A 25,815-nucleotide genomic window follows, 5' to 3' on the forward strand; every position below is an offset into this window, starting at 1 on the left:
GCCCATCAGGCCGTTTTGCTTTCTTCGCTCCAGCTTTGCCGGGTCATCGTTCCCCAGGAATTATTGTTCTGGAGATACTGGATATGTCCTTGGACGCGCCACAGCACGCCGAGCTGATGGTATCCGAAAAACTTCAGCGCGGAGAACAGCAGCATTTTCCACAGATCGGACAATTTCTTGTATCGCCGGAAGGCGATTTCCTCCAGGATGATGGCACCGACGCTGAGCAGATAGCCGCTCAGGAAGTTCAGAAGGAAGAAAGTCAATAGAATGCGCCAGTGAGTCATGTCCAGCAGCGTATATCCTACCAGAGCCAACAGGCCCGTGATTCTAAAATAAGGGTTTAACGTTTCAAACAGGACGTTGTAAGGCATCGTGATCATACCCATGACCTTGTACTTCGGATTGAACAGCATTCCGCGGTTCTCGATCATGTTCTTCAGATTTCCCCGCCCCCAGCGCTTGCGCTGGTTGGAGATAATCTTGTACGTATCCGGTGCCTGTGTCCAGCAGACCGCTTCAGGGCAAAAAGCTACCTTGTACGGGATTTTATGGCTGAGCATGTACCGGTGAAGCTTGATGATGATGTTCATGTCTTCTCCCGGATAACCGCCGCGGTACCCGCCGACAGCAATGACGTAGTCCTTGCGGAACAGGCCGAACGCGCCCGAGACAATGATCAGGCCGTTCATGTGGCTCCAGCCGATCCGTCCGCCCAGGAAGGCTTTCATATACTCGATGGACTGGAACATCGGCCAGATTTTGCGCGGTAGCGACACTTTCTGCACCGCACCGTTCTCGATCAGACAGCCGTTGGCAATACGCACGTCGCCGCCGATCGCCACCATTTCCTCCGGATTCTCCATGTACATGCGGGCCATGCGGATCAGGGCATCCTTCTCCAGCAGCGAGTCCGCGTCGATGGAAGAGATCAGCGGATAATGCGACAAGTTGATACCGGCATTCAGCGAATCGGCCTTGCCGCCGTTTTCCTTATCTATTACAAACAGGGAGGGATAATCGGGATTATGATAAACGCCTCGAATCTCCTGCGTGTCGATCGTCCCCCGGAACTCCGGATTCGGCATTTTCTTGAGCCGGAACTCCTTGATGAGCACATCCACCGTATTGTCGCTGGACCCGTCGTTAATGACGATGACCTCGTAGGTCGGATAGTTGAGCGTCAGCAGGCAGTTGACGTTCTCGCTGATGGTCAGTTCCTCATTGAAGGCCGGCACCAGCAGCGATACCGGCGGCACCAGCTCCGAGCCGGACAGCGTATTGTAATTGGAATATTTGGACCTCCGGTAGATGGTCCCGATATTCCGGTACGATAGGATCATAATGGTAAAGTACAAAATGTTAACGATCATGACGTAATACACGGCGACCATGCCGTAATACATAAGTATGTCTCTAAGCAGAGTAATCCCCTCCTACAGCGGCTACCCCGCCAACCCGTTTGGCCGGCTGCTTCACGCCGAAATAACGGTCGTACAGAAGCCGTTTCTTGTTGTAAGCCACCATTTGTTCGATCGCGCTGTGCTCGCGCTCCTTTTCCATCACCAGCTCGATCCGGTGCAGCGCAGCCTCGCGCTGGATACCGGCGCCGGTCAGCGCGGCCTGGCACAGGGCCTCAAAGCCGGCTTCTCCCAGCTCCGCCAAGCTCTCGGCGCTGTTATAGCGCACCTTCCAGCTGGAGTCGCGGAGCGCATCGGTCAGCAGCGGAATGCTGCCTGCGGCGTGCAGCTGGCCAAGCGCTCTCGCCGCCTCGGCCCGGACCTCCCAGCTTCGGTCGCTCATCAGCTGGGCGATCGTATCGTCCTTGAGCGCTGGATTTGTAGTGAGATACAGCTTGACCGCTTCGGCGCGAACGTCCTTCTCTTCCGCACCGACCAAACGTCCCAAAACCGGCATGACTTCCGGTACAGCCTGTCCCCACATGGCCACCAGTCCCACCTTGACCAGGGCGGAATCGGAGTCGTTCAGCAGCTTGAGCAAAATCGCACTCGAATCGAGCCCCGTCTCCAGCATAATATCCGCCGCCAGGTTATGGATCGGCTTGCCGTGAGACAAGAGGGCGCGCAGCATCTGGAGCAGATCCTCGCTGTTATCCGCCGCTTTCGCAATAGAGCGGGCCAGAACGATCGACAGCGAGCTGTATTTGCGTTTTTGCAGGATGTTCTGCAGCATCGGCACCGCCTCCGGTGCGCGCATGCCTCCCAAACGGTAGGCCGCCTCCAGCCTCCGGCCGTACCGGATGCTGCGGAGTGCTTTCAGGTCCTCCTCCACAAAGCCGGCCTCACGGCACAGCTCGATCAGCTTGGAACGGTAATCCCCTTTAAACTGCTCGATCCACTCGATGAATTTATCTTGAATCACTCTCTTCTCAAGCTTCTTCAGCTTGCCGGGCGGAAGCCTCAATTCGACATTGTCCTGCAGATTGGCTTGAACGTACACAAAGTAGTCATGATGCTTCTTCGCATACGCTTCACGGTTCCGCTGTTCCCGGTTATGCGATATTTTCATCTGGAACAACAGCAGAATCCCTAGGGCAATCAAGCCGAGGCACACATAGATGAAAATATAGGCAACGGTTAAATGAAACATGTTAGCAGGTTCCTCCTTTTTAGAAAGTCAATTCTCCTACTCCTTTTTCTCTTTAGGGCCGGAAATTTTCGTAAAAGCATCCTTCATGATGTAATAGCTCTGCTTCAACTGTTCACTGTACTGCACCGTGTCCCACTGCTTCCAGGTATACAGCGGCAGGCTTTGCACGTTCAGCGTCTTCTGGTCTCCTCCGGGCCAGGACACGCCGCTTCCGTCACGCTGGACGATCCACGGAATAAGCCGTATCCCGTCGGTTGTGGTCGTGCCGAAGTAACTCCGTTCCTTCAGCGGACCGTAGTCGATGACCTGAAGGGAGCTCGGATCCGAGAAGCCCAGCAGCATCCACGGGATTCGCATCTCTATCGAATCACCGCTGTACTGCCAAGAAGTCAGCGAGTCGAACGTCTCCTTGCTGCGGTCCGTCGTCCCTCTTTTCAGCGTACCAATCGTCTTGTCGATGAACGGATGCGAAAAGCGCGTATCCGGCGGATTCATGAGCAGGCTGATCGCCAGCTTCCACGGATGGAACGGCGCCGTGTTTCCTGCCTCGGCCTCGGGCAGCATCCAATAACCGTCTTTGCCGTACAGCCGCTGGTGAAAATCATAATCGGCCGCGATTTCCACCTGGGACTCCTCGTCCTTGCCGATTTCGATCAGCGTCTCGGGCGCCCCGCCTTCCAGCTTCCTCCCGGGAAGCTGCTTCGCGGACGGCTGGTTGCCGCCTGTGATCGTATCGGCACCGATGTAGAGCTTCGACTTGGCCGGATCAAATGGATGATCCAGCTTCATGCCGATGTACAGGTAGCCCTCATCATGCGTAATTTTCATATCCTGGACTCCCGGGATCTTGCCCTGCCAGTGCTGTACTTCCCCTTCCGGGAGCCTGTCCCAGTCGGTGAGATTGCCGTCAATCGTAATCAGCTTCTCCTTGCCCGGCAGCATGCCGAGCAGGCCGAACATTTTCTCATTGGTCAGAACATTGATCCAATAGGACCTCCGGTCTTCAGGCAGCTCCATCGGCATCGTGTTCCAGGTTTTCTTGAACCATTCGTCCTGCCACATGAACAGGATGGCGCCAGCGTAGCCTTCGTCGTGAATGTCTTTGGTCAGTGATGCATCGATCACTCCCTGTTCCTGTTCGTTATGGCCGCCTTGGTCGCGCCCTCCGGCGCCAAAATGCGACACGCCGACAGAAGAAGGAACACCGTACTCCGTGACCATCAGCGGCATGTCCTTATACTTGGCCTTTAGCTGACGGAGATAAGCTTTGTAGGTATTGTAGTTCCCCTGGTCGTCCTTGATCGTCTGGAGCGTCGAATCCGTCCGGAAAAAGTCCGGGTAATACGGATAGACGTGATAGGCCGCAAAATAACCGCCTTTCCAGCCGGTAGGCTGAACATGCCGGGCATCAACGCTCGCCATGTCTTCCTCGAACAGCGGTTCGCCAGGGTGGCTGAGCACATCGGTCGTGACCCAGTTGGTGAAAGTCACGGGATGCTCCCAACCGTAATGCTCCTCCTGCTCGGCCGTATAGTCAAGCAAGCTGGCCAGCCAGTTTTCGAACGGAGCCGCGTCTTTTGTACCCGAAAAATACTTGCCCTGATAGGCCTTCACGTCGCTGTGCACCTTGTTCGTATTTTTGACCATACCCGGGTCCCATTCGGTTCCAAGATGCCATGCCATCAAGTACTTGCCGGCATTCGCCTTGTACTCCCCGCTTGCCGCACCCTGCTTCTGCGGGATCGTGACATCGCCGTATACCGCGGCCACCGCTTTCTTGATTTCCTCTTTGAACTGTTTCGTAATATCCCCCGAATAGGCGTCCTGCTGCTCGATCAGCTGTTCTTCAGGCGACCAGATCCCCTGCATAAAGTACAGAGGGTCGTCCCCCTTGTCTTTGTTGTACTTGACGAGAGCCTGATAGAATACGGGCTGGTGAATCGTATAGACCCGTATGACGTTAGCGCCCATGTCGTCAATTTCTTTAAACCAGCGCAGATAATCTTCCTCGGTCGCCGGCAGCTCCCCCGGAAAATGTCCCGGTACCGTGGCGCCAAGATTAACGCCTTTAACGAATATCTCTTTCCATGTCCCGTCCTTCTCGTACTTCAGGAAACGGTCCCCCTGGGTTTTAAACGTAAATCTCGTACCGTCCGGATCTTTGTAGGCCGCAGCCGTCGGGTTCTTCAACATCAGTCCCGCCGCCCCGCCTCCGGCTATGAGAACCGCAGCCGCCGTGATCCAAATAAATAGTGTTTTACGTCTGATCATCGCCTCTTCGTTCCCACCTCGTTTTCGATTTTTGCCTCATCGGTCCGGGGCTTGGCCTTCGCCTAAATCTAATTTTTAACTATTCGGCCCCGATCTGTAAACTAGGCTAGTAGTTGGAAATTTCCCACCCCGTCGACCTAGCCCGCCACTCCCTCGTGCGGACCATAGAGCCCTGCCATCCCCTGTCAACCGGCCCCGTTACGAATAACAAAGAAACGTAAACCAAGCCTTGAGGCGACAGGTTAACTGGACATTTATACGCCTCAAAATTGCTAAAGTTGTGGTCTATTTAACAGCTTTATCCATAAAGATTACAAAATTGATACCATAGTCCGATAAAGCGACAGCGAAAAACCGCGTCACATCAACGTTTGCCAATTTATGTCACATTACAAAAATGAGAACGTGGTCCCGGGTAGGACCTCCTGTCTTTTTTTCACCAAATCATTCCATTTACTGGATTTCAATTACCAGACTTTTCGGTCATTTTTGTGGTCCTTCCTCCCCGTTCCCCCGCTCCTTTTTGACTAGGATCATCGGGCAGGTTTTTCAAAAATCAATCGATATGGGGGCTTTTTTTAAAATCGCAATTTGTTGAAATTTACCATTGGCGGCCTTTTTCCCGCCGAATTGCAAAACGTATGATCCCCCGGATTTCCAAAATAGGAAACAGGCCCCATTCCGTTCCTGGGCGTTCCACTCCCATACCTACCCTGAATCCCGGCGGCTGAACCTGGTAATTTCTGCTGTACGCTTCCTATCCATCGTTATGGCCACAGCGGCCTGGATGTCCGCCGATCCTGATCTCGCCCAGATACGACACGGCCAAAAGCCCGTTGTCTCCCAGACAAGACAACGGGCTCCATTCGGTTATTTCTGCTTATGATCCTGCAGACGGGCGTACAATGCCGTAATCAGCCGGTCCGAGTACCGTCCGATTCTTACGCTGACCTCCGTGCGCATATAATCCCGCGTGATCGTGAAGGTATCCTCATACCCATGAAACGAATACCGGTACCAGATCATCTGGGTGTCCTTTCCCTCCTGGGTCAGATCGATGCGCTCATCGAGCATGGTTTGCTCCACCTTGGACAAATCCTTCTGGATGTCCTGCAGCAGGACCTGGGCCACCTTCGAATAAAGGTGTTTCAAAGCCTCGCTTGACGCCTCGATCGCCTGGATCCGCTTCTTCACAATCGATATCATGACCGGCAGCAGGATTCTGTCCCGCATCAGCTCCAGGTCCTCCCTGCGGGGCGGCCGGTGCTCCTCCGGCTGCTGCGAGCGCCGCTTCAGCAGTTCCTCCCGGTGCTGTGGCAGCATCATGCGGCTGGATTCCCAAATCCCGTTATTCTCAAGCTTCTTGCTCATTTATAATGCCCCCCGATTTTCATGGACCGCTCCGCCGCCTGGCCGGCGCCCGTAAGGGAAGAGGCTCTTACGATCGCCATGCTGCCGTACCGCTGCTTGATATGGTCCGTCGCCTTTTCCAGAGCCCGCAGCCGCTCCTGGTCTTCAAACAGCGTCAGCTGGTAATTCCGGTCGTCGCTGAGCTCGCTCAGCATGACCCCGGCACGCCTAACGGGCATGCGGTCCCAGTGCTTATAAAAAATCGTTTTTACGGCTTCATACACCTTGTTCGTGTTGTTCGTGGGATCCGGCATTTTCATTTGCCGGGAAAAGCCTGTCGGCGCGTCATAAGGGCTGCACATGCAGCTGACCGTGACGACCGAACCCATATATCCCTTCCGGCGGCAGTCGCGGCATACTTCTTCCGTCAGCTCCAGCAGAATCGTGTCGACCTCCTTGGGGATGGCGTAGTCCCGGGGCAGCGTCATCATATGCCCGACCGATTTGGGAGGCTTGTCGAACGTTTCCGGGGTCACCTTGCTGTCGTCCATGCCGTTGGCGGTGCGCCACATCACTTCGGCCTGGATATCCGACTGCTTGCCGAACCGCGCCCGGAATTTATCCTTCAGCTGGGGAAGAGGCGTTCTCGCCACATCCCCGATCGTCGTCATGCCGAGCTTGGCAAAATGGGCCGTCATGCGCGAGCCCACTCCAAACATTTTATGGACCGGCTGCGGCCACAGATTCTTCTCGATGTCGGCTTTGGGCAGTATAAAAATGCCCTCCTTGTTCTTCTTCGCCCAAATGTCGGTGGCGATTTTAGCCAAAATTTTGTTCGAGCTGATGCCGACCCGTACCCAGACTCCCGTCTCCTCCATCACCTTCTGCTGGATCGACTTGGCAATGCTCACGGGGTCGCCGAAGAGAGCCAGGCTGCCGGTCACGTCCAGAAACTGCTCGTCGATGCTGAATATTTCGACCAGATCGGTATATTCCTCGTAAATCCGGGTAATCTGAAGCGAGACATCGATATAATGCTGCATTCTTGGGCGCATAATGACGAGATCCGGGCACTTCTTGAGCGCCTCCCCCAGCCGCTCGGCGGTCGATACCCCGTAGCTCTTGGCGATCGGGCATGCGGCAAGAATGATGCCCGATCTGCGCATCGGGTCTCCGGCAACGGCGAGCGGCCTGTCTTTATACTCCGGATGATCCGCCTTCTCTACGCTTGCATAAAAGCTCTGACAATCGGCCAAAAATATAATTCTCTCCTTTGATCTGCTCAAGCGCACACACCCTCCACATCCACTTTGGCATTTCGTTAAACCGGTTTGGGCCGGGCAGCTCCGAGAAGCTCCAGCTCCCTAAAGACCGCTCGTCGAAAAAAACGATCCGGGCCGCTTCCCTCTCCACGAAGCATGCTCACTCGGTAAGCGAACGTATATTCGTATTATATACCAAACACATGTTCTCTATGCAAATGTATTTTTTGACAGCCTTCCCTTGCTGCTGGCAGACAGGCTGGCGTAAACCGGCATCCCGCGGTACACTGTTTACAACGATCATTCCACAAAAGGGGGAGTGCCTGATGTGCGGCCGTTATACACTGACCGTGTCGATGGAAGAATTGATGCTGCGCTATGAGCTTGAGCTTGCGCTGAACTTTCATCCCCGTTACAATATCGCTCCGGCGCAGAACGTACTGGCCGTCATTCATGATGGAAGCAGCCTTCGCGCCGGTCAGCTTAAATGGGGGCTGGTCCCGTCCTGGGCCAAGGACAGCAGCATGGGGAGCAGGATGATCAACGCCAGAAGCGAAACGCTGGCGGACAAGCCGGCCTATAAGCTGCCTTTTGCGAGGAAGCGGTGCCTGATCCCCGCCGACGGATTTTATGAATGGATGAAAACCGACAGCGGCAAAGTCCCTTACCGGATTACCCTCCGGGGTGGGGGAATCTTCAGCATGGCCGGCCTCTACGACACCTGGCTGCAGGAGGACGGCAGCAAGCTGAGCACCTGCACAGTCATCACTTCCGGGCCCAATGCGCTGATGGCGCCGATCCATGACCGGATGCCCGTCATTTTGCGCCCGGAGGACGAAATGGCCTGGCTGGACCGAGGGCAGACGGACGTAAACGCCCTGCAGAAGCTGCTGGTTCCCTATTCTGCCGAGGAAATGGAAGCTTACCCGGTCGCAAGGACGGTCAATTCGGTTAAAAACGATACGCCCGATTGCATCGAACGGGTGCCGGAAGGCGCGTAACCGTTTTATATGCAAAAAAAGCGCCGCCTTGCGCGAACCTTTACGGTCCGGCTGGGCGGCGCTTTCTCGATTCTGCCTCCTGTGTCGTCAGAAGGCAGTCCGGTGCTCCATCATCTGCCAAGTCAATTTATTCAACAATCAGGGTCCCCTTCATATCGCTGTGGCCGGCACCGCACATGACGGAGCAGTGGAACTCATGCTCACCTGCTTGATCAGCAGTAAATTCTGCCGAGCTTGGCTTCTGCAGGTCCACGTTGAAATCGGGAATGGCCAGACCGTGGTTTCCATCTTTGTTCTCCAGCGTAATTTTGACTTTTTCGCCCTTTTTGACCTTGATCTCGGATGGCTCAAACTTAAAGTTTGACGCCGTCACCTTAATTTCTTTCACGCCGTCCGAGCCGCCGGAAGATGAAGACTCGTCCGACGAGCCGCTCCCGCTTCCGCCGCTGCTTCCGCAGGCGCTAAGCACAAAAACCAGCAGCAGTGTAAGTCCCATCAGCATCCATTTTTTCATGTTAAATCCCTCCATTTAAAATAAATAAGTATGTTGTTCTGTTATCCTTCCTGGCGGCGCCCCGCATCTTGCTTCTCCTCATCCTCTTCCGTCAGTTGCCGCGCAGAGCTGCGGAATTCGTGAAGCGTCGTTCCCACCGCCTTGCCGAGCTGCGGCAGCTTGGACGGCCCGAACAGCAGCAGGACGAGCAGCAGCAACAGCAGCAGCCCCGGTATTCCGATCGTCGAAAGCATGGCCGATCCCTCCTTTTCCATTTTGAAGTCGCATGACCGTCACGCAGTAGCCCGAAAGCACTGCCAGTTCAGACAAGCATGCCTCCCTGTTTCAAATACTTCTGGATCCCTTCCGCCGCCCGGTAGGCAAGCGCGCCGACGGTATCGGTCGGATTGTAGCCGCTGTTATGCGGAAATGCCGAAGCACCTACCACAAACACGTTTTCCGCTTCCCACATCTGCAGGTAACTGTTCACCGCCGACGTTTCCGGGTCCGCGCCCATAATGACCCCGCCAGTATTGTGGGTGGATTGGTAAGGAACGATATTGTACGGATCGAGCTTGTCCTTGACCTCCACATGGGAAGGACCCATCTCCTTCATGACCTCACCGGCCTTGTCTGCCAGAAACTTCGTCAGCTCACGGTCCTGATCTTCGAAATCAAACGTAATCCGCAGCAGCGGTTTGCCGTAAATATCCTTATAGGTCGGATCGAGATCCAAATAGTGGTGCTTCCAGGGCAAGCTTGCCCCCTGCGTCGCTACGGTCAGCACGCGGTTGGCGTACTTCAGCGTGGTCTTCTTCCATTCCTTGCCCCAGGTCGGCGTGCCCTTCGGCGCCGGATTGTTCTCAATCGGGCGCAGGCCGTTCTGGCTGATCCGGATGCCCGCCCCGTGCAGAAACTTCAAATCGGAATGGTCAAAGTTATCCCCGTTGAAATCGTCGAACTCCATCCCGAGCGCGCCGGCGCCCATGAACGTGCTGAATTCCTCATCATCGTAAAAGCCGACCGCGTGCCCGGAGTTGACCTGATACGCATAATTCCGGCCGATTGTTCCCCGGCCGGTTTTCCGGTCATAGGGCGTTCCGAGCTTGGAGCTCAGCAGCAGGCGCACGTTATTCAGCACGAAGCTGCCGAGAATGACCACGTCCGCCGGCTGGGTCACCTCTTCCCCGGTTACCGTGTTGATGTACACGACCCCGGTCGCCTTTTTGCCGTCATGGAGAATTTCGGTCACGTTCGAGAACGTGCGCACCTCCAGCTTGCCGGTGGCCATCGCCGTCGGGATCACCGTCACGACCGGATCCGCCTTGGCGCCGTACTCACAGCCAAACCGCTCGCAAAATCCGCAGTACTGGCAGGCCGCACGGGAGACGCCGTCCGGGTTTTTGTAGTTCTCGCTCAGGTTGGCCGAAGGGATCATGTACGGATGGTACCCGAGCTTTTTCGAAGCCTCCTCGAACCTTTGCAGGATCGGCGTTTTTTTCATCGGCGGCGTCGGAAACGGATGGGACCGTTTGCCAAGCATCGGGTTCGCTTCCGATTCCCCGGAAATGCCGGCCATCTGCTCGAACTTGTCGTAATACGGCTCGATTTCATCATACGTGATTCCCCAGTCCTGCAGCTGCATGCCGGCGGGAATTTTGCCTTTTCCGTACCGATCGACCGTCTGGCTGTAAATCTCAAAGTCATACGGCAGGAAGCGGTGCGTCTGCCCGTTCCAATGCGATCCGGCACCGCCGAGCCCGTCCCCCAGCAGAAAAGATCCATAGCTGCGCATCGGCAGCGCCCTCATCGATTCCGTATTGCGGAACGTGATCGTTTCCTTGGACAAGTCCTGCATCAGTTCAAAACGCCGCGCATACCGCAGCTCATCATGATCCATGAAATAATCTTCCGTACTCCGGCTTTTTCCGCGCTCCAGTCCGACGACCTGGACGCCCGCTTTGGTCAGCTCGGCCGCAATGATGCCGCCGACCCAGCCCATTCCAACAATAACTACTGGTACTTTAGGTAATTTGGCCAATTCTGATGTCCCCTTATATCTGTGAAATTTATTCGCTCATGTGAGCCTGCAGGCTTTTCGGCTGGATCTGGACCAGCCCTTCCTTCGTAATCTGCTGGGCGTAGCTCATCTGGTTGCCCGGAAAATTCCGCATCTTCCACCCGTTCATATTCCGGTTGCCTCCATAGAGCGGATCGGCGTATACGCCCTCGATCGTCAAATTTTTCAGCATGTTGAAGAAGATGCTGCTCGTCACCCCGCGCATGGGGAATTTGTCCCCTTTCTCCATGGCGGTCAGCACTTCGTCCTGCTGCTGGCCCTCAAGCTCCGTAAAAGCCTTTTGGTGCTTTTGCTGGCAGTAGCTCTTCAGTCCCTCCAGGCCCAGCGTGAACATCTCATTGCGCTTCAGCCGCGACTGCTCCCCCTGCGTTGCCTGGGCCTGGACAAAAGGACCCATCATATAGTCCCGCGCGTTATATCCCCATGGTCCTGCGAGCTGATGATCAATAAAAAAAGCGACGCCCAGCGCCTTGGCACCGGGACCATTCTCATCTTCGGGATAAATCCTTTCGGCCGCCGCTTCGGTCATTTTAAACTGCTCCTGGTTAAAGAACATCAGCGCATCCTGCAGCGAAGCCTCAGGCTTGCTGTCGGCAGGCGCCGTCTTGGGGGCCTGATTTTTCTCCAGACTGTCCGTCAGGACGCCCCCGAACACACCGCCGACGACCAGACCGCCAAGCGTCATTCCCGAGGCTTTCAAAAATTTCCGCCGGGATTCATCCGGTTCTTTCGACCGGGCCGGCTTGCTGCTCTTCCCCAATTTCAGTCCTGGCAACATGATCCCTCCAATTATGAATATTGTGGATGCAATAAAGAAGACCACTTCGAATCAGTTACCCAAAATTTCTCTGTTTCAAACGCAATATCTGACATCAGACGTCATATTGCGACCAAATGACTAGGACGAACCTCGCGGTTTCCATCACAACCGCCGCATTGATTTTCAAAGGAAGAGAGTCCGCAAAACACCTGACAGCCGAATACGTCAAGAAGTTCGGGCAGGTCTCGCTGCTGCCTGCTTTGAATACAAAAAAAAGCCCCCCGGGTTTCTCCCGGAGGGCTGCATTCTAAGCGCTTGTATGCTTTTTTAGCGAAACATTCCCCACAACTTGATCAGGTGGAACGTATTATTGGGATCGATCTTTTGGGCGATCACAAACCGGACGATTTGTCCTTCCTCGGCGCCGGTCAGCTTCTCGTTCAGGATGGACGATGCCGACTTGACCAGCCGCTGTACCCTGGCCGGATCCTGCAGGTCCTGTTTGTTTACGCCTTCGATCAATTTTTTAATGCGCTCCTTGGTGGCCGGATTTTTCATCTTCAGCTTGATCCGTGCGACCAATTGGGGGCTGATTCCGTACTGCTGATAACCCATATTGGCACCTCCCGTCTAATGCAGTCCAACTAAGTATATGACGGGAGGGGTTGTCCACTGACCTAATCGACCAAATCTCCTTGAAAAATCTGCTCCTGCTGCAAATAGTCCCGCAGAGGCCCGTACGCCGGGGAGGTCCAAAACGCCGGATCCACCACCAGCCGGGCGGCGTCATCCCTCGCCTGCTCCAGCACGGCAAAGTCGCTGACCATGTCCGCCAGGCGGAACTCGGGCAGACCGCTCTGCTTCGTGCCGAAGAAATCTCCCGGTCCGCGAAGATCCAGGTCGCGCCGGGATACTTCAAAGCCGTCGTCCGTCTCGGTCATGACGTTCATGCGCTCCTGACCGACCTCCGACTTCGGATCGGCGATCAGCACGCAGTAGGAAGCGTGCTCACCACGTCCGACACGGCCCCGAAGCTGATGCAGCTGCGACAGGCCGAAACGGTCCGCGTCCATAATGACCATCAGCGTCGCGTTCGGCACGTCCACCCCGACCTCGACGACCGTGGTCGAGACGAGCAGCTGCACCTCGTTTTCGTAGAAGGCCCGCATCACTTCCTCCTTCTCCGCCGGCGTCATACGGCCGTGCAGCAGGCCCACCTTGTAGGAAGGGAACGCCTGCTGCATCTGCACATGCAGATCGATCGCGTTCTGCACGTCCAGCTTGTCCGACTCCTCGATCAGCGGACAGATCAGGTACGCCTGGCGCCCCTGGTCCACCTCGCGGGCGATGAAGCCCAGCACCCGGTCGAGCATATTGTGCTTGACCCAGTACGTCGTGATCGGGATCCGTCCTTTTGGGCGCTCCGACAGCGTGGACACGTCCATATCGCCGAACGCTGTAATCGCCAGCGTCCGCGGGATCGGCGTCGCGGTCATCGTCAGCACGTCCGGATTATACCCCTTGCGCCGCAGAATGCCGCGCTGGTTGACACCGAACCGGTGCTGCTCGTCGGTAACCACCACGCCCAGCTTGCGGAAAAACACGTCCTCCTGGATCAGGGCGTGCGTTCCGACGACGATGTCGGTCAAGCCCATCTGCAGCGAGGCGAGCAGATCCTTGCGCTTGCGCCCCGTAACGCTGCCGGTCAGCAGGCCGACGGTGATGCCGAACGGCTCAAACAGCTTCTGCAGCGAGCGCGTATGCTGCTCGGCCAAAATTTCGGTCGGCACCATCAGCGCGCCCTGATAGCCCGAACGCACCGACGCGTACAAGGCGATCGCGGCCAGCACCGTTTTGCCGGAGCCGACGTCTCCCTGCAGCAGCCGGTTCATGCAGTGCGGCGAGCGCATGTCCTGCAAAATTTCGAGCTCGACCTTCTTCTGCGCATCGGTGAGCTCGAACGGCAGGCTGCGCACGAACTCGCGCATCGTTTTGTTGTCCACCGTATGGACGACGCCGTCCATCCGCTCCCGGTTCAGGGCGCGGAACGCCTGCATTTTCAACTGAAACAGAAACAGCTCCTCATAGACCATCCGCTCGCGCCCCTGCTGCCCTTCCCCGGTATCCTGGGGCTGGTGGATCGTAGCGATCGCCTTTTTCCGCGGCATCAGATGGTACCTCCGCAGCAGTTCCTCCGGCAAAATTTCCGGGATCATTTCCCCGTACTGCTCGAGCGCCTGGGTCATCGTTTTGCGCATCCAGGTCTGCGTAATTTTGCCCCCGACCGAATAGACCGGCTGCACCGTACCGCTGCGCCATGCCCCCTGGTCCGGAAACTCCGACTCCGACACGGTCAGCTGCATACGGCGCTGGTCCCATTTGCCGACGAGCACGATTTCGCGCCCGGAGGTCAGCTGATCCTTCAGAAAATGCCGATTGAACCAGATGGCGGTGAACATCCACTCCTCAGCCATCATTTTGCAGCTGAGGCGGGACTTTCGCCCGTACCGCTGCAGTACGGGAACGCCCATCACCTTCGCCTGGATCGTAATTTTGTCCCCGTCCTTCACGTCCTGCAGCGAACGGAGCCGGTAATCCTCGTACCGGAACGGATAATATTCCAGCAAATCCTTCACCGTAAAGATGCCAAAGGCGTGAAGCTCCCCTTCCTTGAGGGCGCTCACGCCGCGGACCTGCCGTACCGATATTTGTTCAAGACTCAGACTCATGGTTATCCCTCATTTAAGCGGGCCATATAAACACGGCCAGCGTCCCCGGCCCGACATGGGTTCCGACGACCGGTCCGATGTTCGTCAGAACGACCTCCTGCAGCCGGAAGTCCCGCGACAGATCCTCAAGCACGGGCTCGGCTGAAGCCGGGTCGGCCGTATGGCCCACTGCCACATTGATGTTTTGAACGCCGCCCAAATCCTCCCGAAAACGCTCCAGGATCCGGGCCAGCGCCTTCTTGCGGCCTCTGACCTTCTCCACCGCATAAATAATGCCTTCTTCGTCAATGGACAGAATCGGCTTGATGTTCAGCAGGTTGCCGATCATCGCTGCCGCCTTGCCGATTCGTCCTCCCTTTTGCAAATATTCCAGCGTGTCCACGAGAAAATACAGCTTGCGCTGCCTGCGTACCTCTTCAACGGAACGCACGATCTCCTCTACAGTTTTGCCTTCGGCAGCCAGTCTGGCTGCATGCACGACCAGCAGGCCGAATCCGTAGGACGCCGATTTGGAATCGACGATCGTAATATCCGGGTCGCCCTCCAGCATGGACTTGGCAATCGTGGCCGATTGATACGTGCCGCTCAGCCCGGAAGAAATATGAAAGGAAATAATCGGCGAGCCCGGATATTCATTCATAATTTCTTGATAAACCTGCATATAATCTGCTGGAGAAGCCTGCGACGTAGTCGGAAGCTGATCGGACTGGACAAGCCGTTTGTAGAACACCTCGGCAGAAATATCCACGCCGTCTTCAAAGGTATCCTCGCCGAACATCAGCCGGAGCGGAACGACGTGAATGTCATGCTGCTTCGCGATATCCTCGGGTATGTCGGCCGTACTGTCCGTTACAATTACCGGTTGGGTCATCGAATGGGGCCTCCTTCATTTTCATTCAAACTTCGATTTTCGGTCCCAAGGCTGCTCTCAAGATTCAACTGAAAAAATGTAATAGTACAGCGGCTGTCCGCCCTGATGCACTTCAATTTCCGCATCCGGGTACTGCTCTGCCAGCCACGCAGCCAACTCGCCCGTCATTTCCGGGTTCGCTTCTTCCCCGGCGAGAATGGTCACAATTTCGTCCCCGTTCTCCAGCATCTTGGTCAGAAGCTCCTGGCATGCAGGCAGAAGACCCTCGGCAGCCGTCACGATCTTCGAATTTTCGATGCCGATAAACTGGCCGGCTTTAATATCCAGTTGATCGATTTGCGAGTCGCGAACGGCGTTGGTCACTTGACCCGACTTGATCCGGCCGATCGCTTCCAGCATGCTGCTCGTATTCGTCTCCTCGGAATCTTCCTCCGAAAAGGCGAATGCCGCGGCAATGCCCTGAGGCACCGTCTTGCTCGGAATGACCTTCACGCTGCGTTCGCCCTCAAGCAGTTCTCCCGCCTGCTGGGCGGCCAGCACGATATTGGAATTGTTCGGCAAAATGTAAATATGGTGCGCGGAAATGGACGCGATCGCGTTCACAAAGTCCTCCGTGCTCGGGTTCATTGTCTGGCCGCCCGAGAGGACGACATCGACACCCAGGCTCTTGAAAATGTCCGCAATCCCCTGTCCGGAGGCCACAGCGATAAACCCGTAAGGTGCCAGTTCATCGGCCGGCGGCTCGGCGGGCGCCTCTTCCGGCGTATGATCCATCGATTCGACCGGAATATCAGCAAAAATCTCCGGCATCGGTGCGATGTCCATCCCGGCCGACAGCAGATCCCGGTGCTGCTCGCGCATATTCAGAATATGAATCTGGGTAATTTCGCCGTAACGCAGCGCCAAATTCAGCACCTCGCCCGGTGCTTTGGAATGCACGTGAACCTTGATGATCTCGTCATCGGCAATGACGATAATCGAATCCCCGTTCATTGACAACGCTTTCCTGAATTGATCCTCGTCGAAATGCGTACCTGCCGCATCCCCTAACTTCCGGTTAATGAAAAATTCCATATCATATAAAAATTCGATGTCTTCCGTTTCCAGGCGGGACTGCGCAATATCCGGCACTTCTGTCGCCACGGGCGCTGGCTTTACCTGGGTTCTTGCTGTCACCGGTTGATCCTGGGCCGGCTGTACCGCACTCGGTGCCGCAAAGGACTGGTAGTCATAACCGCCTTCGCTGACGCTGTGCAAATATTGCAAAAATCCCTCGTAAATATAAACCAGACCTTGTCCCCCCGAATCGACAACCCCCACCTGCTTCAGGACAGGGAGCATCTCCGGAGTCTGGGCTAACGTTTCTTTTGCTTTGGCGAGCACCTGTTCCATGAGCTCCGTAATATCCGGTGTGCGCCGTGCTAAAAATACCGCATGCTTCGCGGCTTCTTTCGCAACCGTCAGGATCGTGCCCTCCACCGGCTTGACCACCGCCTTGTAAGCTGCGTCAACTCCGGTCTGCAGCGCCTGCGCGAACTGAACCGCATTCAGTTCATCATAGGTTGCGGCATAGCGTCCAAAACCCCGGAACAATTGGGAGGTAATCACGCCGGAGTTCCCCCGCGCGCCCATGAGCAGTCCCTTGGACAGCACGCCTGCGCTGTGCCCGATCGAATTCGAATTGTTTCTCTTCAGTTCAGCGACACCGGCACCCATCGTCAGATTCATGTTCGTGCCCGTATCACCATCAGGTACCGGAAACACATTCAATGAATTGACATGCTCGGCATGCTGCTGCAATTGTTCCGCCCCAGCCAGAACCATAGCGGTAAAATCAGTTCCATTCAAAGAACGCTTACTCAATGATAAATCCCCTTCCTAGCTTGATCCCTAAGCCATTGGCGTCCTTATAAATACGAATCAATGCACGTTTTCGTTTCGCCATTCGTCCAATTTTCGGATAATCCTATTCAAAAAAATAAATGTTAATTGATCCCATCTCAAAATAGTATGGGCTAATCAACATTGTACTATAAGACACCCCAGAAATAAATGTTTTTGCAGGCGGTTGACGAAGCATTTTTTGCTATGATAAAATATACAAGTATTGTTTTATGCAGGTGTTTGGAGCTAAGGAGGTGTAATCTATGTCTCGCAAATGTTATGTGACTGGCAAAAAACCAGGCAGCGGTAACCACGTATCCCACGCTAACAACCGTAACCGTCGTTCTTGGGGTGTAAACGTTCAAAAGGTTCGTATCCTCGTTGACGGCAAACCGAAGCGCGTTTATGTAAGCACTCGCGCGTTGAAAGCAGGTAAAGTTACCCGCGTTTAGTAATGACATATAAGCAAAAAGCACCTAGTTTCCAGCAGGTGCTTTTTTAATGCCTTTGGCCGGTATCAGTTGGCAGCCATGCCGCTGGCATCTGTCAGAGGTTTTTTTTGAAATATAAGGGTCAATCCGCCTGTGTTCTTATACCGGCCTTATATTTCATCCGCGAAACGTGAGCTCCGCCTGTAAGAAAAACGTCTATTGATGCGCTCTCATGGGAAGACAGACCGCGTGAAGCAGAAGTTTTTCTTGCGATCATAGAATCGTTCAGCTCCGCTGAACCTTGTATGTTCTATGATCTTCAATAAGGCGAAGCCGTTTACGGTTGTGCAAGCGGCATACCAAAGGGTATCAAGATCAGCTTTTGTGAAACGTGTTTAAAAGAGCCTTCACGAATCCTCCCAAAAACTTTGGCAGCTTAAACGTATAAAATTTCATATCTCACCCTCCCCATCATTCTCATGTCATCACGGTATGGTATGCCCTGAACCAGATCAATGTTAAGACGGAACAAAAAAAAGGTTACATGAGAACCTTGACTCATGTAACCATATGTATGCTCAAAGAGCACGCCCTATGCCTTAAGCCTCAAGCTGAGGCCGGAGACAATTGATAAAATTGGTAGACCGACAGCATAAAGATAAACAGCAGGTAGTACAGGATCGAAAAGATGACGTAGCCGATCCTTAATCCCTTGCGTTCGTTTTTCCGGAAATAATAAATGGCCAGCACCACCGCGATCAGCGAGGCGATGGCATTAAACGGCGATTTCAGAATGGAAAATATACCGAGTAACAGGCCTGTTCCGATACTGGCCAAAGTCAGATACAGCGCGTCTTTGAATTTCATGAAATTATTTTCCCCCGACGCTGCGGCGAATGGCCGAAATGGCAGCGGCTCTGTCGGACTGTGCGTACACGGCGCTTCCCGCCACCAGCACGTCGGCACCCGCCTCGGTGACCAGCGGCGCCGTCTCGGACGTAATGCCGCCGTCCACTTCGATATGGACGTTAAACAGCGACAGTTCGTTGAGCCGCTGGCGGATTTGGCGGATTTTGTGAACGGTGCGCGGAATGAACGCCTGTCCGCCGAAGCCCGGGTTAACGGTCATGACCAGCACCAGGTCCAGATCCTCCAGCACTTCGCTGATCGCAGACGCCGGTGTGCCCGGATTCAGGGCAACCCCCGCCTTTACGCCCAGCTCTTTAATCATATGCACAACGCGGTGCAAATGCGTGCAGGCTTCCGCATGCACTGTAATGAAAGCCGCTCCCGCCTTGGCGAAATCCGGGATGTACCGCTCCGGATTTTCGATCATCAGATGCACATCCAGCGGCAGGGTTGTGTGGGGGGCAATAGCGCTGACGATCGGCGCCCCCAGCGTAATATTCGGCACAAAGTGCCCGTCCATGACATCCACATGAATCCAGTCGGCTCCGGACTTCTCCGCTTCGGCAACCTCCTGACCCAGTTTGGCGAAGTCCGCCGACAATATCGATGGTGCGATTTTAATCATCGTGTTAATACCTCCGCTTCTTTTCTTTCATTTCCGTATAAAACTGCACATAATGCTCGTAGCGGCTTGATGCGATATCCCCGCTCTCCTTCGCCTCAATGACTTTGCAGCCCGGTTCGTGCGTATGACTGCAGCCGCGGAATTTGCATAGCTCCGCATAAGGCGCAAATTCCCGGAAGCAGGTGGACAATTCCTCGACGCCGAGCTCCAGGAAATCGAGCTGGCTGAACCCCGGTGTATCGGCGACAAACCCGCCGTTATCGAGCTCGATCAGCTCCACGTGGCGGGTCGTATGCTTCCCGCGCCCCAGTCTCATGCTGATGGCGCTCGTCTCGAGGGAAAGTCCGGGAACGAGCCGGTTCAGAAGCGAGGACTTGCCGACGCCCGATTGGCCCGAAAACACGCTGATGACGCCCGTAAGGCGTTCCTTCAGCTCGCTGCTTCCCAGGCCGGAACGTGAACTCGTAACCAGAACCTCATAGCCGATCCGCTCATAAAGCTCCTTGACGGCCATTACCGGGTCCTGGGCATCCGTATCCGCGGCAAGCAGATCCTGTTTGGTGAGACAAATGATCGTCTCCAGGCCGGAATGCTCAATATGGACCAGAAATTTGTCAAGCAGGGACAGGTTGAGATCCGGTTCACGAACGGAAAACAGCAAGACCGCAAGCTCCGCATTGGCAACAGGCGGGCGGATCAGTTCGGATCGGCGGGGCTTGATCTCATCCACCATCCCCTCACCGTTCTCGGTAAGGGAGTACACCACATGATCCCCGACAAGCGGAGAGGTGCCTCTCTTCTTGAAGATCCCCCGCGCGCGGCACTGTACGGCTTCGGCGCTTCCTACGGCTTTTCCGTTCTCCAGCGGTTTGACATAGTAGTATCCGCTCAGAGCTTTCACGATTACTCCATCAGGCATACATTGCAAGGCCTCTCTTTCTTTCCGGCTTCTGCCGGTGAGGCAGGAGCCGGAGATAATATGATTGTTAAAAGTTAACTAACTTTGACATCTATTCAATATGTCCGAATGACACGTTGGTTATCTGTAAATGACGTTTTCGGTGTCGGGCCCCTTGCCCTTGTCCTTGCCTTTGCCCTTCCCCGGGTGGTCGTTCAGAAATCCGGTCTCGTCTGCTCCTTGACCATCCCCGTTGCCGGAATCTCCCTGATCACCGGGATCACCCTCATGGCCCGGATCGCCGGGATCCTCGCCTCCCATGGCCGGGAGCTCGATCTGCGGCACGGTGCCGTTCTGTACATCGGTATACCGCACCGAGTACGTATCGAACACCTGTCCGTCGCGAAGCACCGTGACGACGGCGTCCCTGTTCGGATCGACCACCAGATCGATCGGCAGCACCTGCGTCGTTTGGACGGTCTTCGTTCCCCAATCGACCGTTTTGCCTTCGGTATGGGCGTCCGAGTATTTGATCTGGATTTTCGTATTTTTGCCTTCCTCGACCGGAGCCACAGGCAGGTTCAGCGTATAGTTCAAGGCATCCGCCGGGTAGCCTTTGCTTATCGTGAGTGTGATTTCGGCATTCGGTGTGGCCTGGGTATTCGGATCAAACGGGAACTGCTTGATGACTTTCCCTTTTTCCACCGTATAGCTGTCTTCCTCGACGACCCGCAGCAGCTTCAGGCCGTTTTTCTCGATCAGGTCCGTCGCTTCCTGCTGCGTTTTGCCGATTAGATCCGGCATTTTTATCGTTTCCTGGCCTTTGCTGACCACTAAAGTAATTTGCGTATTATCTGTATCGATTTCAGCATTGGCTCCCGGATCGGAGCTGATGATCAGTCCCTTTTCAACACTGTCGCTAAAATCCTCATCCTGCTTGATGTTATCGTCTTTGATACCCTTGGCAAGCAGCGCCTTTCTCGCATCGTCAAACGTCAGGTTCTTCACGTCAGGCATTGACACCTTCGGCTTCTCCGTGCTCACCGTCAGCTGAATCGCCGCGCCTTCTTTGACGACCGTGCCCTCCGGCCTGCTCTGTTTATAGACGATGCCATCGCCAAAGTCCTTGTTGTACTTCCGGATGACCGGATCTTCCACCAGCAGCCCCTTGTCGCTGAGCGCTTTGCGCGCCTGATCTTCGGTCATGTTAATGACGCTCGGCACGGTGACATTCGGCACGACCAGCTTCTGGTTGACGTACCACACCACACCGCCCAAAGCCAATAGAACGACCAGGGTCAAGCTGATCCACAGCGCCGCCCTGCCCGACTTTTTCTTCTTTGGCTTGCCTTTGCCGACCGCCGGCTCGTCCGCCTCGTCATCGTCCTCCACGGCCTGCGCTTTCGCTCTCGAAATGGAGCGCGGCTGTGGCTTGATGGCCGGAATGACGCGGGTCCGATCCTCATCGTCCATATCGTCAAACTCGATCTTCGGCTCATTCCGGCGCTCCGGCAGCAGGCAGGTCTCCAGGTCTTGAAGCATTTCCTTGGCAGACTGGTAACGCTCCTGCGGATTTTTGCGCATCGATTTCAGAATAATGTTCTCGACACTCTGCGGAATGAGAGGATTCACCTCACGCGGCTCCTCAAACTCCTCTTGAAGATGCTTAAGCGCCACGCTGATCGGGCTCTCCCCCAAAAACGGCAGACGTGCGGTCAGCATCTGGTACAGTACGATACCAAGAGAATATAAATCCGACTTTTCCCCTGTCACCACGCCTTTGGCATGCTCCGGAGAAAAATAATGTACCGATCCGACCACCGAACCCGTCTGCGTAATTGTCGTCGACGTAACGGCACGCGCGATTCCGAAATCCGTTACCTTTACCCGGCCGTTGCGGCCGATCATAATGTTATGCGGCTTGATATCCCGGTGGATGATTTGATTCTGATGCGCATGATCCAGCGCGTCGCAAATCTGCGAGGCGATTCGCACCGCTTCGTCCACCTGCAGGGGAGCCCGCTCCTTGATGATCTCGTCGAGATTATGTCCTTCGACGTATTCCATAACGATATAATGAATGTCGTCTTCCTGGCCCACATCATAAATGCTGACCACGTTCGAATGCGATAGCGAAGCCGCTGACTGTGCCTCCCGGCGGAAACGGCGAATAAATTCCTCATCGTGCACAAACTGTTGGCGCAGCACCTTAATGGCTACGTTCCTGCCCAATAAAATATCATGAGCTTTGTAAACGAGTGCCATTCCGCCGCCACCGATCCGCTCGATCACCTCATAACGACCGCCCAATTCGTGTCCGATCATGAATCCCACTCCTTTATGCTTTGCCCGGCGACTTCGTCTTGAAGTTCGAACAGGGCGACGGTAATGTTGTCATCGCCTCCGGCGAGAAGTGCCAGTTGAAGTAAACGGTCCGCTCTTTCTTCCAGCGGCAGCTCGCGGTTTCCGGATATTTGCCCGATGTGCTCGGAGCTGACCAGATCGCTTAAGCCGTCGCTGCACAAGAGCAGCACCTCTCCGGGGGAGAGGCTGATGGGATACAGGTCCACGGACACGTCGGCGTCCGTTCCAAGTGCGCGCGTAATCGCATTGCGCATCGGATGGACTTTCATGTTCTCCAGGCTGATTTGTCCGCGTTTGTACAATTCATACACCAGTTTATGGTCTTCCGTTAATTGGACGACCTCGCCGCCGGCAACCTTGTAGGCCCGGCTGTCGCCGATATGTCCAATGTAGCCGGATTCCCCGCTCAGGAGCAGGGCCACGACCGTCGTTCCCATATTGTAAAATTCCTCGTGTTTGGAGGCCTCGGTATAAATCACATCATTGGCGTGCAGGATAGCGTCACTAAGCGCGGCCTTCAGGCCTTCCGGCGAAATGCCGGATTCTAGCGAGGACAGGTCGCCCGTCATGGTTTCGACGGCCAGCCGGCTGGCCGTATCGCCTGCCTGATGCCCTCCCATGCCGTCAGCGACGATCCCGAGGGTATAGCCCTGCGGCAGCTGGCCGACCCATACCGAGTCTTCATTGACCGAGCGAACCCGGCCAACGTTACTGACATGAACAGTTTTGATCAAATTCCTCTCACCTCAACTCCATGTGCTTGGCCCGCAGCTGTCCGCAGGCAGCCGCGATATCGTGGCCCTGCTCGCGGCGGATCGTCACGTTCACGCCGCTATCGGCGAGAACCCGTTGAAACTGGAATATATCGTTACGGGACGTTCTGACATACTTCCGCTCCGGTACGTGATTGACCGGAATCAGGTTGACGTGGCACAGCATATCCTTGAGCACGTTCGCCAGCTCCTGGGCATGCTCCGGACGGTCGTTAACACCGCCGATCAGCGCGTACTCAAACGTAATCCGCCGGCCTGTTTTGGCCAGGTAATAGCGAAGGGATTCCATAACATCCTCGAACGGATAACGGCGGTTCACGGGCATCAGCTTCGAGCGGAGCACATCGTTTGGCGCATGAATGGAAATCGCCAGATTGATCTGGGTGTCCTCGTTCGCGAATTTATAAATGTTCGGCACGATGCCGCTCGTGGAGACGGTAATATGCCGCTGCCCGATGTTCAGTCCTTTTTCATGAATCATAATACGCAGGAACTTCATCGTCGCTTCATAGTTTTCAAAAGGCTCGCCCGAGCCCATGATGACGATGCTGCTGACGCGCTCCCCTTTCTCGTCCAGAATCTTCTGGGCCTGCACCACCTGGGCAACGATCTCCCCGGCCGTCAGGTTCCGCTTCAGACCGCCCAGCGTCGAGGCGCAAAAGGTGCAGCCGATACGGCAGCCGACCTGGGTCGTGACACAGATGCTGTTGCCGTAGCTATGCTTCATGATGACCGTTTCAATCGCATGGTCGTCATGCAGGCCGAACAGAAACTTGACGGTTCCGTCCTTAGATTCCAGCTTCGTAATTTCCTGCAGCGTCACAAACTGGAACTGGTCGTCCAGCTTTTTGCGGAGCTCCTTGGAGAGGTTCGTCATTTCGTCAAAGCTGTTGACCCGTTTGACGTAGAGCCAGTCAAAAATCTGGCCGGCGCGGAACGCGGGCTCGCCGTTTTCCTTCGCCCAATCTTGCAGGTCTTCCAAATTCAAATCATATATAAAAGGTTTCATCTTCACCACACCTGTCTTTTCATTCATATGCTTATTGTTTCTCATTCTTCCTATTTTAACACAAATAAAAGTAGCGGTAAAAGAGAAAACCCGCCAAGCTCGCGCCCGGCGGGTTACAGGAAGCAGCGGCTGCCCGTGCGGGCGGTCCGCTAGTTTAGGAGAGTCTCTGAATCCGTGCAATGTAAAATCCGTCGCTATGAAAATGCTGGGGCAAAATCTGCACGCCGCCGCCCCGCGGCAGCGCCGTGCCCAGCAGCCGTTCCCAGGCAGGGGGCGCTTCCGGCGCTATGGCGAACTCCGGGTGGTTCCGCAGGAACCGCTCGACGTTCTCCTCGTTCTCCCGCGGCTCGATCGTACACGTGCTGTACACGAGAATGCCGCCGGGCCGGAGCAGAGCCGACACCGATTCCAGCAGCCGGTACTGCAGGGCCGCGATCTCCTCGATGTCCCCCGGGGTCTTGGCCCATTTCAGGTCCGGCTTGCGCCGGATAACGCCAAGGCCGGAGCATGGGGCATCCAGCAGAATGCGGTCGAAGGACGCTGCCGGATACCGTCCGGCCAGTTCCAGCGCATCGCCGGTTACCGGCTCGATGGCATCCAGCCCGAGCCGCTCGGCCTGCTCGCGGATCAGCTTCTGCTTATGCTCGTGCAGATCGTTGGCGATGATTTTCCCCTCGTCCCGCATGAGCTCGGCCATATGCGCCGTCTTGCCTCCGGGAGCGGCACAGCAGTCGAGCACCCTCATGCCGGGCTCGGGACCTACCGCATCCCCGACCAGCATCGAGCTCTCGTCCTGCACGGACAGCTGGCCGTCCCGGTACCAGCCGGTCAGAGCCATGTTGCCCCCGCTGCGGACGAGAATGCCTTCCGGCGTAAGCGGAGACGGCACCGCGTCCATGCCTTTCTCCTCCATCTCGCCAAGCAGGCCGTCGCGGCTGATCATTGTCGTGTTGACCCGGACGCTGACGGCCGGAGGCTCATTGTTCGCCCGGCAGATCGCCTCGGCCGCTTCTTCCCCGTACTGCCCGATCCAGCGCTGAACCAGCCATTCAGGATGGGAATGCTCCAGCGCGATCCGTTCGGCCGGTCCGAGACTTTCCGGCAGAACCAGCTTGTCGGGACTGCGCAGCACGTTCCGGAGCACACCGTTCACCATGCCGGAAATACCCTGGTGGCCGCGGCGCTTGGCCAAGTTCACAGCCTCATTGACTACGGCATGGGAAGGAATGCGGTCCAGGTACATGATCTGGTACAGACTGAGCCGCAGCAGGCTTCTCACCCAGGGCTGCAGCTTGCTCACGCCTTTGCTGACAAAGCGGTTCAGGAAATAATCCAGCGTGTTCATCCGGGAGATCGGACCGTACACGAGCTCGGTCGCAAGGCCGGCATCCTCGCGGGACAGGTTCGCGCGCTGCAGCGCAGCGTTCAGCTGCAGGTTGCTGTAGGCGCCTTCCTGCTCCACGCGCGTCAGGATATCCATCGCCAGTTCGCGCGC

23 protein-coding genes are annotated in these 25,815 nt (G+C 55.6%); 2 read left to right on the plus strand and 21 right to left on the minus strand.

Annotation, left to right across the window (positions count from 1 at the left end; all coding sequences use genetic code 11):
* Window positions 1-5: 5 nt before the first annotated feature.
* From MKY74_RS26580 to MKY74_RS26600, 5 genes are all read right to left on the minus strand, one after another.
* A complete protein-coding gene (locus tag MKY74_RS26580; protein ID WP_179232149.1) occupies window positions 6-1,373 on the minus strand; it encodes a glycosyltransferase family 2 protein in 1,368 nt (455 codons plus the stop codon).
* A 43-nt stretch (window positions 1,374-1,416) separates the two neighbouring features.
* Window positions 1,417-2,610, minus strand: coding sequence for a HEAT repeat domain-containing protein (locus MKY74_RS26585; protein ID WP_076169956.1), 1,194 nt, complete (start codon window positions 2,608-2,610; stop codon window positions 1,417-1,419).
* A 36-nt stretch (window positions 2,611-2,646) separates the two neighbouring features.
* Window positions 2,647-4,881, minus strand: a complete 2,235-nt coding sequence (locus MKY74_RS26590) for a hypothetical protein (RefSeq protein WP_076169955.1) — start codon at window positions 4,879-4,881, stop codon at window positions 2,647-2,649.
* Window positions 4,882-5,751: 870 nt separating this feature from the next.
* On the minus strand, window positions 5,752-6,252 hold the full coding sequence (locus MKY74_RS26595; protein ID WP_076169954.1) for a hypothetical protein: 501 nt from the start codon (window positions 6,250-6,252) through the stop codon (window positions 5,752-5,754).
* The gene (locus MKY74_RS26600) at window positions 6,249-7,517 is read right to left on the minus strand and encodes a DNA polymerase IV (protein ID WP_076169953.1); all 1,269 of its coding nucleotides are present in this window, start codon (window positions 7,515-7,517) and stop codon (window positions 6,249-6,251) included. The genes MKY74_RS26595 and MKY74_RS26600 overlap by 4 nt, the downstream gene beginning before the upstream one ends.
* Window positions 7,518-7,819: 302 nt before the next feature.
* On the opposite strand from MKY74_RS26600, the gene MKY74_RS26605 reads away from it, so the two are divergent.
* A complete protein-coding gene (locus MKY74_RS26605) occupies window positions 7,820-8,494 on the plus strand; it encodes an SOS response-associated peptidase (RefSeq protein WP_076169952.1) in 675 nt (224 codons plus the stop codon).
* 127 nt (window positions 8,495-8,621) lie between these two features.
* On the opposite strand, the gene MKY74_RS26610 is transcribed toward MKY74_RS26605, so the two are convergent.
* The 8 genes from MKY74_RS26610 to MKY74_RS26645 form a co-directional block, all read right to left on the minus strand.
* On the minus strand, window positions 8,622-9,008 hold the full coding sequence (locus MKY74_RS26610) for a cupredoxin domain-containing protein (protein ID WP_076169951.1): 387 nt from the start codon (window positions 9,006-9,008) through the stop codon (window positions 8,622-8,624).
* Between the two features lie 41 nt (window positions 9,009-9,049).
* Complete coding sequence (gene tatA, locus MKY74_RS26615) at window positions 9,050-9,241, minus strand: twin-arginine translocase TatA/TatE family subunit (RefSeq protein ID WP_076169950.1); 192 nt, start codon at window positions 9,239-9,241, stop codon at window positions 9,050-9,052.
* A gap of 68 nt (window positions 9,242-9,309) precedes the next feature.
* Complete coding sequence (locus tag MKY74_RS26620; RefSeq protein ID WP_076169949.1) at window positions 9,310-10,989, minus strand: GMC family oxidoreductase; 1,680 nt, start codon at window positions 10,987-10,989, stop codon at window positions 9,310-9,312.
* Window positions 10,990-11,056: 67 nt separating this feature from the next.
* Window positions 11,057-11,845 carry a gluconate 2-dehydrogenase subunit 3 family protein gene (locus tag MKY74_RS26625; RefSeq protein WP_076169948.1) on the minus strand — a complete coding sequence of 263 codons (789 nt, stop codon included), beginning with the start codon at window positions 11,843-11,845 and terminating at the stop codon, window positions 11,057-11,059.
* 309 nt (window positions 11,846-12,154) lie between these two features.
* Window positions 12,155-12,442, minus strand: a complete 288-nt coding sequence (locus MKY74_RS26630; protein WP_076169947.1) for a stage VI sporulation protein F — start codon at window positions 12,440-12,442, stop codon at window positions 12,155-12,157.
* A gap of 62 nt (window positions 12,443-12,504) precedes the next feature.
* Window positions 12,505-14,556 carry an ATP-dependent DNA helicase RecG gene (gene recG / locus MKY74_RS26635; RefSeq protein WP_076169946.1) on the minus strand — a complete coding sequence of 684 codons (2,052 nt, stop codon included), beginning with the start codon at window positions 14,554-14,556 and terminating at the stop codon, window positions 12,505-12,507.
* 13 nt (window positions 14,557-14,569) lie between these two features.
* On the minus strand, window positions 14,570-15,427 hold the full coding sequence (locus MKY74_RS26640; protein WP_076169945.1) for a DegV family protein: 858 nt from the start codon (window positions 15,425-15,427) through the stop codon (window positions 14,570-14,572).
* Between the two features lie 57 nt (window positions 15,428-15,484).
* Window positions 15,485-17,290 (minus strand): DAK2 domain-containing protein, encoded by a 1,806-nt coding sequence (locus MKY74_RS26645; protein WP_076169944.1) that lies wholly within the window; start codon window positions 17,288-17,290, stop codon window positions 15,485-15,487.
* Between the two features lie 284 nt (window positions 17,291-17,574).
* On the opposite strand from MKY74_RS26645, the gene rpmB reads away from it, so the two are divergent.
* On the plus strand, window positions 17,575-17,763 hold the full coding sequence (gene rpmB, locus MKY74_RS26650) for a 50S ribosomal protein L28 (RefSeq protein WP_047910965.1): 189 nt from the start codon (window positions 17,575-17,577) through the stop codon (window positions 17,761-17,763).
* Between the two features lie 354 nt (window positions 17,764-18,117).
* On the opposite strand, the gene spoVM is transcribed toward rpmB, so the two are convergent.
* The 8 genes from spoVM to rsmB form a co-directional block, all read right to left on the minus strand.
* Window positions 18,118-18,198, minus strand: a complete 81-nt coding sequence (spoVM, locus tag MKY74_RS26655) for a stage V sporulation protein SpoVM (RefSeq protein WP_036707696.1) — start codon at window positions 18,196-18,198, stop codon at window positions 18,118-18,120.
* Window positions 18,199-18,348: 150 nt separating this feature from the next.
* A complete protein-coding gene (locus tag MKY74_RS26660) occupies window positions 18,349-18,609 on the minus strand; it encodes a hypothetical protein (protein WP_076169943.1) in 261 nt (86 codons plus the stop codon).
* A 4-nt stretch (window positions 18,610-18,613) separates the two neighbouring features.
* On the minus strand, window positions 18,614-19,276 hold the full coding sequence (gene rpe, locus MKY74_RS26665) for a ribulose-phosphate 3-epimerase (RefSeq protein WP_076169942.1): 663 nt from the start codon (window positions 19,274-19,276) through the stop codon (window positions 18,614-18,616).
* A 4-nt stretch (window positions 19,277-19,280) separates the two neighbouring features.
* A complete protein-coding gene (gene rsgA / locus MKY74_RS26670) occupies window positions 19,281-20,195 on the minus strand; it encodes a ribosome small subunit-dependent GTPase A (protein WP_076169941.1) in 915 nt (304 codons plus the stop codon).
* Between the two features lie 120 nt (window positions 20,196-20,315).
* Window positions 20,316-22,499, minus strand: coding sequence for a Stk1 family PASTA domain-containing Ser/Thr kinase (gene pknB / locus MKY74_RS26675; protein WP_076169940.1), 2,184 nt, complete (start codon window positions 22,497-22,499; stop codon window positions 20,316-20,318).
* Window positions 22,496-23,272 carry a Stp1/IreP family PP2C-type Ser/Thr phosphatase gene (locus MKY74_RS26680; RefSeq protein ID WP_076169939.1) on the minus strand — a complete coding sequence of 259 codons (777 nt, stop codon included), beginning with the start codon at window positions 23,270-23,272 and terminating at the stop codon, window positions 22,496-22,498. The genes pknB and MKY74_RS26680 overlap by 4 nt, the downstream gene beginning before the upstream one ends.
* A 7-nt stretch (window positions 23,273-23,279) precedes the next feature.
* Window positions 23,280-24,320 (minus strand): 23S rRNA (adenine(2503)-C(2))-methyltransferase RlmN, encoded by a 1,041-nt coding sequence (gene rlmN, locus MKY74_RS26685; protein ID WP_076170163.1) that lies wholly within the window; start codon window positions 24,318-24,320, stop codon window positions 23,280-23,282.
* 154 nt (window positions 24,321-24,474) lie between these two features.
* Complete coding sequence (gene rsmB, locus MKY74_RS26690) at window positions 24,475-25,800, minus strand: 16S rRNA (cytosine(967)-C(5))-methyltransferase RsmB (protein ID WP_144025416.1); 1,326 nt, start codon at window positions 25,798-25,800, stop codon at window positions 24,475-24,477.
* Between the last annotated feature and the right edge of the window lie 15 nt (window positions 25,801-25,815).

Source organism: Paenibacillus sp. FSL R5-0378, assembly GCF_038009285.1.
Classification (GTDB): Bacteria; Bacillota; Bacilli; order Paenibacillales; family Paenibacillaceae; genus Paenibacillus_AQ; species Paenibacillus_AQ favisporus.